5 protein-coding genes, 8 tRNA genes and 1 rRNA gene are annotated in these 12,572 nt (G+C 32.9%); 13 read left to right on the forward strand and 1 reads right to left on the reverse strand.

Annotated elements, in window-relative coordinates; translation table 4 throughout:
• Positions 1 to 133 precede the first annotated feature (133 nt).
• The 12 genes from EXC46_RS00505 (at position 134) to EXC46_RS00560 (ending at position 9,126) form a co-directional block, all read left to right on the forward strand.
• A 23S ribosomal RNA gene (locus EXC46_RS00505) occupies positions 134 to 3,022 on the forward strand.
• 1,435 nt (positions 3,023 to 4,457) lie between these two features.
• Positions 4,458 to 4,534 (forward strand) — tRNA-Pro (locus EXC46_RS00510).
• 6 nt (positions 4,535 to 4,540) lie between these two features.
• Positions 4,541 to 4,617 (forward strand) — tRNA-Ala (locus EXC46_RS00515).
• Positions 4,618 to 4,621: 4 nt separating this feature from the next.
• Positions 4,622 to 4,698 (forward strand) — tRNA-Met (locus EXC46_RS00520).
• A gap of 43 nt (positions 4,699 to 4,741) precedes the next feature.
• Positions 4,742 to 4,817, forward strand: a tRNA-Ile gene (locus EXC46_RS00525).
• Position 4,818: 1 nt separating this feature from the next.
• A tRNA-Ser gene (locus EXC46_RS00530) sits at positions 4,819 to 4,909 on the forward strand.
• 40 nt (positions 4,910 to 4,949) lie between these two features.
• Positions 4,950 to 5,025 (forward strand) — tRNA-Met (locus EXC46_RS00535).
• Between the two features lie 3 nt (positions 5,026 to 5,028).
• Positions 5,029 to 5,105 (forward strand) — tRNA-Asp (locus EXC46_RS00540).
• A gap of 5 nt (positions 5,106 to 5,110) precedes the next feature.
• Positions 5,111 to 5,186: transfer RNA gene (locus tag EXC46_RS00545), tRNA-Phe, on the forward strand.
• A 71-nt stretch (positions 5,187 to 5,257) separates the two neighbouring features.
• Positions 5,258 to 5,764 carry a hypothetical protein gene (locus tag EXC46_RS00550; protein WP_027333912.1) on the forward strand — a complete coding sequence of 169 codons (507 nt, stop codon included), beginning with the start codon at positions 5,258 to 5,260 and terminating at the stop codon, positions 5,762 to 5,764.
• Positions 5,765 to 5,780: 16 nt separating this feature from the next.
• The gene (ileS, locus tag EXC46_RS00555; protein ID WP_027333911.1) at positions 5,781 to 8,444 is read left to right on the forward strand and encodes an isoleucine--tRNA ligase; all 2,664 of its coding nucleotides are present in this window, start codon (positions 5,781 to 5,783) and stop codon (positions 8,442 to 8,444) included.
• Entirely contained in the window at positions 8,437 to 9,126 is a 690-nt protein-coding gene (locus EXC46_RS00560) for a signal peptidase II (protein WP_044888968.1), read from the forward strand. Before ileS ends, EXC46_RS00560 begins: the two co-directional genes overlap by 8 nt.
• Before the next feature lie 114 nt (positions 9,127 to 9,240).
• Here EXC46_RS00560 and EXC46_RS00565 read toward each other — a convergent pair whose 3' ends face one another.
• Positions 9,241 to 10,929 carry an IS1634 family transposase gene (locus tag EXC46_RS00565; RefSeq protein ID WP_129622107.1) on the reverse strand — a complete coding sequence of 563 codons (1,689 nt, stop codon included), beginning with the start codon at positions 10,927 to 10,929 and terminating at the stop codon, positions 9,241 to 9,243.
• A gap of 203 nt (positions 10,930 to 11,132) precedes the next feature.
• Between EXC46_RS00565 and EXC46_RS03715 the strand changes: the two genes are divergently transcribed.
• Positions 11,133 to 12,566, forward strand: coding sequence for a YitT family protein (locus EXC46_RS03715; protein WP_052353013.1), 1,434 nt, complete (start codon positions 11,133 to 11,135; stop codon positions 12,564 to 12,566).
• Positions 12,567 to 12,572 lie beyond the last annotated feature (6 nt).

A 12,572-nucleotide genomic window follows, 5' to 3' on the forward strand; every position in this document is an offset into this window, starting at 1 on the left:
CGACATCAAATAAAATAAATAAATTAAATTGGTTAATTTGTTTTGATTGATACCGAGTAATTATTATTAAATATAATAATTTATTGAAATGTCTTTGAATATACATCAACAATAGGTCATATATTGTTACAACTTTTAAATAAGTAAGAGTTTGTGGTGGATGCCTTGGGTCTGGAAGTCGATGAAGGACGTGATTACCTGCGATAAGCCTCGTGGAGCTGGATATAAGCTACGAAGCGGGGATTTCCGAATGGGGAAACCTAACTAGAGTAATTTCTAGTTGCTATGTAATGAATAAAATAGTTACATTTGCGAGACACGTTGTGAACTGAAACATCTTAGTAGCAACAGGAAGAGAAAATAAATAATGATTCCATTAGTAGCGGCGAGCGAACGTGGAAGAGCCCAAACCGACATAAGTCGGGGTTGTAGGACTATCTACACGAAGTTACAAATCTTTGTTATAGCAGAATTAGTTGGGAAACTAAAGCATAGAGGGTGAAACTCCCGTACGCGAAATGGCAAAGACTTCTGATAGTATCCTGAGTAGGGCGGGGCACGTGAAACCCTGTCTGAATCTGCCGGGACCATCCGGTAAGGCTAAATACTAACCAGACACCGATAGCGAACTAGTACCGTGAGGGAAAGGTGAAAAGAACCCCGGGAGGGGAGTGAAATAGAATCTGAAACCGCTTACTTACAATTAGTCAGAGCTCGTTAATGAGTGATGGCGTACATCTTGCAGTATGGACCGGCGAGTTATGTTAACATGCGAGGTTAAGTGGAGAAAAACGGAGCCGTAGAGAAATCGAGTCTTAATAGGGCGTTTAGTATGTTGATATATACCCGAAACCATGTGATCTATCCATGAGCAGGCTGAAGCTTGGTTAACCCCAAGTGGAGGGCCGAACCGTAGTACGCTGAAAAGTGCCCGGATGACTTGTGGATAGTGGAGAAATTCCAATCGAACTTGGAGATAGCTGGTTCTCCTCGAAATAGCTTTAGGGCTAGCGTCTGATGTTAAACTTTGGTGGTAGAGCACTGAATATGGAATGGCCGCGCCTAGCGGTACTGACTATAATCAAACTCCGAATACCATTGTGTATTATCAGGCAGTCGGAACCGGGGTGCTAACGTCCCGGCTCGCGAGGGCAACAACCCAGATCGTCAGCTAAGGTCCCAAAATCATGTTAAGTCAGAAAGGTTGTGTGATTTCATAAACAACTAGGAGGTTGGCTTAGAAGCAGCCACCCTTTAAAGAGTGCGTAATAGCTCACTAGTCAAGAGATCATGCGCCAATAATGTAACGGGAGTAAAACATGATACCGAAGCTACGGGTGTGAAAACACGTTAGAGGAGCGTTCTAAGTGCGGCGAAGCTAGACCGTGAGGACTGGTGGAGCGCTTAGAAGTGAGAATGCCGGTATGAGTAACGATTTGTGGTGAGAATCCACAACGCCTATTGGGGAAGGTTTCCTGGGCAAGGTTCGTCCACCCAGGGTTAGTCAGGACCTAAGGAGAGGCTGAAAAGCGTATCCGATGGACAACAGGTTAATATTCCTGTACTACCTATTACTAGTGATGGAGTGACGGAGAAGGATAGCATTACCCATTAATGGATTTGGGGGTAAGTAGCGACTGGTGAGTATAGTTAAATGCGTACTCTATAACCGGAATCTACGATGCATAGGAACTTCGGTTCCGAATTATGTGATTTCATGCTTCCAAGAAAAGCTTCTAAACGTTAAAGTAACTGGTACCTGTACCGAGAACGGACACACGTCCCCAAGATGAGTATTCTAAGGCGCGCGAGAAAACCATCGTTAAGGAACTCTGCAAAATGACCCCGTAAGTTCGCGAGAAGGGGAGCCAACTTCTAGTTGGCCACAGTAAATTGTGAGGGGCAACTGTTTATCAAAAACACAGCTCTCTGCTAAACCGCAAGGTGATGTATAGGGGGTGAAGCCTGCCCAGTGCCCGAAGGTTAAGCGGATGCGTTAGCTTTATGCGAAGCGTTGAAGTGAAGCCCGGGTGAACGGCGGCCGTAACTATAACGGTCCTAAGGTAGCGAAATTCCTTGTCGGCTAAATACTGACCTGCACGAAAGGCGCAATGATCTCTCAACTGTCTCAACGATGGACTCGGTGAAATTATGGTCCCAGTGAAAACGCTGGGTACCCGCATCAAGACGAAAAGACCCCATGGAGCTTTACTACAACTTCGTATTGGAACTTGGCCTAACATGTGTAGGATAGGTGGGAGACTTTGAAGTTAAGGCGCTAGCCTTAATGGAGTCGTCCTTGAAATACCACCCTTGGTATGTTGAGTTTCTAACCTGCCGCCGTTATCCGGTGGGGGGACAGTGCGTGGTGGGTAGTTTGACTGGGGCGGTCGCCTCCTAAAAGGTAACGGAGGCGTTCATAAGGTACACTCAATACGGTCAGAAACCGTATGTAGAGCGCAAAGGTAGAAGTGTGCTTGACTGCGAGACCTACAAGTCGAGCAGGTGCGAAAGCAGGACTTAGTGATCCGGCTGTACGTCATGGAACGGCAGTCGCTCAACGGATAAAAGTTACCCTGGGGATAACAGGCTTATCTTGCCCAAGAGATCACATCGACGGCAAGGTTTGGCACCTCGATGTCGGCTCATCGCATCCTGGAGCTGGAGTCGGTTCCAAGGGTTTGGCTGTTCGCCAATTAAAGCGGTACGCGAGCTGGGTTCAGAACGTCGTGAGACAGTTCGGTCCCTATCTGATGTGGGCGTTGGAATATTGATGAGAGCTGCTCTTAGTACGAGAGGACCGGAGTGGACGTACCGCTGGTGTTCCAGTTGTTCCGCCAGGAGCATAGCTGGGTAGCTAAGTACGGAAAGGATAACCGCTGAAAGCATCTAAGTGGGAAGCCTCCTCAGAGATAAGTATTCCCTTGAAATTCCTTGTAGACGACGAGGTTGATAGGATGGAAGTGTAAGTGTAGTAATACATTCAGCTGACCATTACTAATAAATTGATAGGTTTAAAAGTTAAGATGTTTATTCAAGACATTTTAATGAATTATTATTTACTATTCAGTTTTGAAAAAGCAATGCCCAAATGGGCTTTTTTTATAAAGACTATAATTATAGTATAGGTAAGTTATTGTTTCCATAATATTAGAAAGGAACTAATTATCAAAAAATAAGGAAAACATAAATGAGTCCTAAAACAATACATGGAAAATAACCATGACCCTATAGAATTGGTTTTTTCTCATACAAACGAGACGCATAAAATGTGTAAAAAAATTCCTAATAAAGTAATTTTTATTTTTTTGATTTCAATTAATTTTTTGTCTTTATCTTATATGAAGCCTTATTAATAAACAATTTATTATTAACTCAATTTACTTAACAAGTTTATTATCGTTTTCTATTCTTTTTGTTTATTTTCTAAATATAGAAATTTATTCTCTAATAAGAGAAAACAAAAGGATTACATTTAGATCTTTATTTTTGGAAAGTGATAAATTGACAAAATAACAACATCAAGGTAACTATTTCAGAATAGTATCATGACTTATCTGTTTATTATTATTTTTCTTAATAGGTTTAGTTTTATTTTTTTGTTATAAAGAAATCATATGATAATATGCAGAACAATGTATCTAATCATGTTACTAATAATTTAATTCAAAAATATAATGAAAAAATATTATTACATTTCCCATTTTCTATTTGTATTTCTTCAATTCTTAATTCTCTTTTTATATTAATTCTAGAATTTTATCTAAAAAAGAGCATAAAAAAACAAGTGAAAGGAAGCAATAATGAAACTCTTTAGAAAATTATTTTTTATAGATTTATCTATTCTATTATTCACTTTTCTTTGCTGTTTTTCTGGAATTTATTTTGTTTTCATACAAAAAGCAGTCAATTTAATCAACATTTTTCTTTTATTAATTTGTCTTATTTCGTTTTCTAACATAGCTATTTTGTTTGTTATAAAATTATTTTATTTGAAAAATAAAAAGCAATTAAAACGATTTTTAACTTCTTTTTTTGGGAAAAAGAAAAATTCTTTTTAGAGTCTAATTCTCTTTTTACAAAGAAAATGTAAAATATTACATATTATTTTCTTTTTTTTCAATATTTTTATCAATACTATTTGCTCTTTTAGGTTTCTTACTAGATTTAAGTGACACATTTTTTAGTACTTTTCTTTTAGTTCTAGAAATTATTTTTTGATCAATAAGCAGTTTAGTAAACATAATTAAAAAATAGAATTTATACTTTACAAAAATTCCACAAGGAATGTCGTTTTTGTATCCTAAAAAAACATATTAAAAAATTGAAAAAATTCTTGAATATTTCTTTTTCGTGTTATAATATTAACACGAAGCAAGTAATCTTAGATTACTAAGATTTATGTTCGTGAATTTTTAAAATAGTGTATAATAGTATAGCCTAGAAAATAGGCTTGTGGAGAAGTAGCTCAGCTTGGTAGAGCACTACATTTGGGCTGTAGTGGTCGCAGGTTCAAATCCTGTCTTCTTCACCATTTAATGGGGGGTTAGCTCATTTGGCTAGAGCGCCTGCCTTGCACGCAGGAGGTGGTGGGTTCGAATCCCATACTCTCCACCATTATGGCACTGTAGCTCAGTTGGTTAGAGCATCCGGTTCATACCCGGAAGGTCAAGAGTTCGACTCTCTTCGGTGCTACCAACATAACAATATTTTAAGAATTATATCTATTATTTTGAAGTGAGGACCTATAGCTCAACGGTTAGAGCAACCGGCTCATAACCGGTCGGTTACAGGTTCGAATCCTGTTGGGTCCACCATGGGTGATTACCCAAGAGGCTGAAGGGACTAGTCTTGAAAACTAGCAGGGGCTTCACGGCCCGCGGGGGTTCAAATCCCTCATCACCCGCCATTACAAAATTTAACAGGAACTTGAACATAATAGATCACATCGCGGAGTGGAGCAGTCGGCAGCTCGTCGGGCTCATAACCCGAAGGTCGTAGGTTCAAGTCCTGCCTCCGCAACCAAACGGTTCAGTGGTAAAGTGGTTTAATACGCCTCCCTGTCACGGAGGAGATCGCGGGTTCGATCCCCGTCTGGACCGCCATTTATGGCCCTGTAGCTCAGTTGGTAGAGCAACAGATTGAAGCTCTGTGTGTCGCTGGTTCGATTCCTGCCGGGGCCACCATAAAAAAATACTCTATTTTGTTAGCTTTTCCTTGTTAATAAAATAGAGTATTTTTTTGCTATAATATAAAAATGTTTAAAAAGAAATTATTATTTTTTCTTTCTTTTTTGTCCTTACCTACGATTTTTTGATCAAGTGCTTGTAATTATCAAAGCAATCAAAATTTAACGAATGAGGAGTTTTTAAAACTATTAAGAGAACGATTTTCAGCTTCATCTTTTAAACCTCGAATTAAGTTAGATAGCAATGAAAATTTAGCCACATATACTATTGAAAATTTATATGACCAAGGCAAAATAGATTGAGAAGAATTTGAACAAACTGTTGAATTTAACAATTCAAAAGTAACTGTTATTGGAAAATTATCACAAATTGAATATTCACCTGGTGGTTCAACTACTGCTAAATTTACTTATATTTGAAAGCTCAAAAATAGTCAGATTGCAAGAGCAAGTAAATATACCATTTTAAATGGTTTAAAACCTGTCGAATATCGAAGTGAACCATATTGCCACTTTGGACATTGTCATCCACGTGCTGAAGGAGCACAAGTAATTATTATTAATACACCAAATTAATTTAATGGAGAAATTTATGGACTATAAAAAAACTCTAAATATGCCTGTTACAGGCTTTGAAATGAGAGCCAATTTAACTCAAAAAGAACCTTTATATCGTAAAGAATGATTAGACAACCAAATCTACAAAAAAGTTTTAGAACAAAACAAAAATAATCCTCATTTTATCTTACATGATGGGCCACCATACGCAAATGGAAGTATACATGTTGGACATGCTATGAACAAGATTTTAAAAGATATTATTGTTCGTTATAAATCATTACAAGGATTCTATTCACCTTTTGTACCTGGGTGAGATACACACGGATTACCAATCGAGCACAAAATGCTTTTAGAATCAAAACTCAATAAAGATGAACTCACTCCTTTGATTTTACGTAAAAAAGCTGCTAAATATGCTTTAAAACAAGTAGAAAATCAGAAAAAAGAGTTTGCAACTTTACAACTTCTTAGTGATTTAGAAAAAATTTATATTACTTTAGACAAAAACTATGTAGCTAAACAATTAGAAGTTTTCAAAAAAATGGTTCTTGATGGTCTTGTTTATAAAGGTCTTAAACCTGTTTATTGATCGCCAAGTAGTCAAAGTGCGCTAGCTGAAGCGGAAGTCGAATATCAAGATGTTGTCAGCCCTTCAATTTATGTTGCTTTCAATGTTATTGATTCTGATTTTGCAAGTATCCTAAAAGATGATAAATTAATTATTTGAACTACTACACCATGAACTTTAATCGCTAATGCAGGGGTAGCTTTAGGAGAAAATTTAGTTTATTTAGTTGTGAAACACAACAATCAAAGATACATTGTTGCTGAAGCTTTAGTTGATAATGTAGCTGCTAAATTGAAATGAGAAAACTTTCAAATAGTTGACAAATTTACTGGAAAAGATATTTCAAAAATTACTTATACAACTCCAATTTTAAAACAAGAAGCTCCTGTTGTGATTGGGCACCACGTTACAGCAGATAGTGGAACAGGTTTAGTTCATATTGCTCCATTATTTGGTGAAGACGATTTCCAAATCGGGCTTAAACATAAACTTAATATGATTATGCATGTTAGCGACACAGGAATTATTGAAAATTCAAATACAAAATTTGATGGTATTTTCTATGATGATGCTAATAAATTAATTTCAGAGTTTTTAGGTAACGAATTATTATACTTTGAAAGATTTAAGCACTCATACCCTCATGACTGAAGAACACATAAACCAATTATTTTTAGAGGTACACCACAATGATTTGTTTCAATTGATAAAATTCGTAAACAAATTCTTGATCAAATTGAAACTAGTGTTTCTACTTATCCAGAGTGAGCAAAAAGCCGTTTATTCCAAATGATTGAAAATAGACACGATTGAACAATTTCTAGACAAAGAACATGAGGTGTTCCAATCATTATTTTCTACAACGAGCAAAAAGAACCTGTAATTGCAGCTGATATTTTTGACCACGTAATTTCTTTAGTTAAAGAACACGGTGCAGATATTTGATGAGAAAAAGAAACAGATGAATTGTTACCAGAGAAGTACCGTAATTTAGGATACACAAGAGAAATGGACATTATGGATGTTTGATTTGACTCTGGTGTTTCATCAATTGCTGTTGATATAGCTAATGATGTTGAGTCTCCATATGATTTATATTTAGAAGGTGTTGATCAATATCGTGGATGATTTAACTCATCAATTATTAATTCGGTTGCTTACAAAGGTGTAACACCATATAAAAACCTTATTTCACATGGATTTACTCTTGATGGAAAAGGTGAAAAAATGTCAAAATCAAAAGGAAACACAATTCTTCCACAAGAAGTAATTTCTAAAAGAGGAGCAGACATTTTACGTTTATGAGTAGCTAATAGCGAATATACTAATGACGTAAGTATTTCGGATGAAATTCTTGACCAAAACACTGAACTTTACCGTAAACTTAGAAATACATTAAGATTCATTTTAGGTAACTTAGATGGTTATAATCAAGCTGATTCTGTTCAAAGAAATGGAATTCACAAATATATTCAAAACGTTTTATATCAACTTATTAATAATGTAATTAAAGCATATGATGAATATAAATTTATTAATGTAGTTAAGTTAATTAATAACTTTGTTGTTGAATTATCAAGTTTTTACTTATCAGTAACAAAAGACATTTTATATATTCGTCCAAAAAATGATCCAGAAAGATTAATGGTTTTAGCAAACTTTTATGAAATTGCAGAATTTTTAATTGTTGCTTTAGCTCCTATTATTCCTACTACAGCTGAAGAAGCTTACAAATTCTTTAATAAAGACAATAAAAAAGAATCTGTTATGCTTGATAAATTTGCATCTCAAAAAGAAGTTGATCTAGATTTTATCGACAAGTTTAATTCATTTTTTGCAGCTCGTGACCAAGTGAACATTTTGATCGAAAATGAAATTAAAAAAGGAACAATTAAACGTTCTAATGAAGCAAGTATTATCTTACCTAGAATTTTAGACTTACCTGAAAACTTGGATTTAAGAACTTTATTAATGGTAGGTCAAATTGAGCTTGGTGATGATTATGGTATTTCGAAATTTGAATCAATTAAATGTGAACGTTGCTGAAATCATTTTAAAGAAGAACAAATCAAAGATAATCTTTGCTCAACTTGTTACCAAGTTATTGCGGAGTTAGATAATGAATAATTCATTTTGAAGCACAAAGAAAACAGTTTTATTTAAGTGACTGAAAAGTTTAAAAGCAAATTACAAAAGAATTTTATTTTTCTATTTAATTTTACTTTCGGTTTTTGCAATTTTATTACTGATTGATCAACTTACCAAAACTTACTTATTCAATCATGAAATTATCTCTCCAAATCAATCGAATGAACCACAAGCAGAAAGTATTTACCCAATAGCTAAAAAATACGGTGGCGAAGACCATGGAAGTGGACTTTTAGGAATTCGTAGTGTATGACACCATGGAGTGACAATTTTCGAAAATTCAAACCTTGCTTTTATTCAATTTTTAAGCATTGCTTTACTTGTTTTAATTTTACTTTTCCCGCTTTTCACATACGAGCATCAAAATTGATATGCAATAGCAATTGCGCTTGGAATGTTAGCAGCAGGTGATTTTGGAAACGCTCTCGATCGTTTTATGTTTAATAACTTTGTGAAAGATCTGTTCTATGTACCTTTTTACGAAAACTGATTAGGTAAAACTGTTGGAACATTTAACTTTGCTGATTTTAGTATTTTTGTGGGTATTTTATCGATCTTAATAGCAACTATTGTTTCTTTAATTGTGAATGCTTATAAAAAATACAAAGCAAATAAGAAAAAAGACCAAAATGATCAAGAAATGAATAATGAAGTGGCCTAGGCCGCTTTTTTTATGAAATTCAAACAAAAATAGAATCCTGCGTTTCCAAGTTGTAATGAAGAAAAAAACGAATACACCTACAAATAAGGCGTATTCGTTTTTTGTACTTTTAAATTACAATGATAGACCATCCACTACATATTGAAAATCACTATATATTTTGTTTAATTCCTTATGTTCTGGGTCTAAATTATTCTTGATTTCACTTACAACTTTACCATTCACAGTCTTTGTTGTGATTGTTATAAGTTTCAATGCATCTATAAACATATTCATTGTGAGTTTTTGGATCTCTCCATTATCTTTATAAAATTTCTTTAATTTATAAATGCAATATTTCAAAACAATTAGAGACAAAAAGCATAAAAACACATGAGATTGAATATGTTCATCTTTATAGACGTACATCGGTCTAACTTCGATTGCTGATTTTAAAGTTCTAAAACCTTCTTCCACTTTTCATTGTCCCTTATATATTTCATTCGCTTCTTTTGAATCTATATTTGTTATGTTGGTTTCAATCATATAAAAACCATCTTCATTAGCGACTTTTTTAATTTTTTCGATATTTAATCTTCCAACTGTTTTACCATCTACATCCATATACTTTTTCTTATATTCAGGAACCAAAGCACTTAATGGAAATTCACCGTTAATAGATTTTTTCTCCAATTTATTAATAAGATTTTGTCTTTTTATTTTGTCTAAAGTTTGTTTTGAAGGGCTAAAATAGACAAATTGTTTTCTAAAGGTATCGCTATATCTTTTTTTATTTTTATTTTTAGCTCAAACAGATTGGACGAGTCTAGATTTAGTAAAATAATCATTTTCCTGAACAAACCCTTGATCATTTACTATAAATGCTTTATCTTCTTTTCCAAGAATATCAATACGTTTCTGAACTATATATTTATATCCTTTTTGTTCTAAATATCTTAAATTTGCATTTTGACTAATACCTTTATCAGCAACTATTACTGTGTCTTTTGTTTTGTAAATTCTTTGCATTTCAATTAAAAATTTCACAAGAGTTTTAGAATCTCCAGTATTTCCTTCGAAGACTTTATAGTGAAAAGGAATACCATTATTATCAACTGCCATAGCCACAACAATTTGATCTTCATCATGCTTTCCGTCTTTAGAAAAACCTCTTTGTCTCAAACCATCTCTTGAAAAACTTTGAAAATAAACAGTTGTATTATCAAAATGCATTAATTTTGTGTTTCTAGTTGTCAATTCTTGCATTTTGTTATAAATATTGACTAAAATTGTATTTTTATATTCTAAAAAAGTATCAAAATAGTTATAAATTGAAGATTTTTTTACATCTATCTCATGTAAAAAATCATTTTTGTTTTTGTATTGACAAATATAACTTCTTGGTTGAATTATTCTTGTTGCAACAATAAATTCCAATACTTCTTCTAAAGATTTGTGTTTAGTTTTAGGTAATCCTTTAAATAAATCTAGTTCTTTAATTACTTTATAAATAAGTTCAATACCAACGTTTTTCACATTTGTTTCGACAGATGTTGGGTTAAGCAATTGGAAAAATTTGGTTTTAACTTCAATTTTATCTTCTCCAACAGGAACCAATCTAGCAATTGGTTTTAAATCATCGATGTTTTGTAGAGAATATTTTTCTTTAATTTCTTCTCAATAACCTAATCCAACTAAATTCCCAATCCCTTTACCGTATCCTTTTGATATTCCTAATGCAATGTAAATCCCTTTTGGGTTTTTTCTTTTATACAAAATGTAGTTGCTCATATTTATATTATACATTATTATCATTGTAATCATTGTAAAAAGTTAAAATAATTGAAAATGGTACTTATATACAATGTATATAAGTAATAAGGTAAAAGGTATAAAAAAGAGCTTCCAACTTGGAAACTCAGGTGAAGTGGCCTAGGCCGCTTTTTTTATGAAATTCAAACAAAAATAGAATAAAGATTTCTTAAAAGTATTTTTTACTCATTTAAAAATAATATAAAATTATTTTTATGAAAAATATTTCGAATGAAAATAAAAAAAATGAACACGAAAAATGCAATAAGACATGTTTTGCATCAAAAACTGTTCTCGATAAATACAAATTTTGACAGTATGCCAAATACAAAAAAATTTTTCCAACTGATAAAATTGAAATAGCCCAAAATTATGCTTCAAATAAAACAGTTCCTGAAATTTCTCAAAAAGATATTGAAGTCAACACAGAATGACTTAAATATAAGATGGGGAAATATTTAGCTAACAACATGAAAAAACCACTAACATTTAAAATGTTTTTAACCAAGTATTGAAAAAACATTCTAATTGTTTTTTTATCTGCTGTAATTTTTAACTTTGGAGTTCAAGCTTTTTTAAGTAAAGCAGACACAATCCCATCTGGAATTACAGGGGTACCAACACTTTTGCAACAAATTTTTCCAAAACTTAAACCTTATTTTGCGCTTATTTATCTTGCATGTAATATTCCACTCTTTCTTTGTTTTGGATGAAAATTAAAAAAATCTTTTTTCTTAATCACACTTCTTTTTATGATTTTCCAAATTTTAATTAACCTTCTGTTAGTTAATATTGATTTTGTTAGAGAATTTATCACTAACAAAATCGAATTTGTTCCAATGAACATTGCTGTTGTAAGACAATATTTATATGGTGACGAAGCAATTAACCACCTTACAACTTCAGGGATGGAAAGTCTTTTAAATGAATGAAAAGATCTTAATAATTGAAATGATCAAAGCTTTGAATGAATCAAAAATGAATTATTAAATAATTATGTTGATGCAAATGGAAATGTAATCTATCATTTAACACATTTAGAAAAATTATCTTATTGATATGATACTGGTAAAACCTGACCAATTTTAATTTATGGTGCTTTAGGTGCTATTTTCATCGGAATTGGTGTAGCTCTTTCTTGAAAAGCTGGTGGTTCAACTGGTGGAACAGATATTATTGCTTACTACTTTTCTTATAAAACCAAGAAAAGCATTGGGAATATACTTAGTGTTGTAGCTATTTTTACAGCAATTATTTTCCTTGTGATCTATGCTATTGTAAAACCTAATCCAAGATCAATAATTATAGGAACAAGAGAGTTATCAACATTTAGTTACATCGTAATTTCAAATTTAGTTGTTAATAAACTTTATCCAAAATACAAAAAAATTAACTTAACAATAATTTCATCTGAACCTGAAAAAATTATTGCTTACTTCAAACTTATCAACTACTGACATAGTTATAGAATTATTCGTTATAAATCAGGTTACACAGGCAAATATGGCTTTGGTATTGAAACTTCTATTTTATTAATGGAAGCAAAAAACCTTGTTGATGATCTTAAATTAATTGACCCTAATATTTGAATTTCACAAACCAAAATTGATAAAATTTACGGAAAATTCAATATTGACTATGTTGAATAATCAAAA

The organism is Mycoplasmopsis glycophila (assembly GCF_900660605.1).
Taxonomy (GTDB): Bacteria; Bacillota_I; Bacilli_A; order Mycoplasmatales; family Metamycoplasmataceae; genus Mycoplasmopsis; species Mycoplasmopsis glycophila.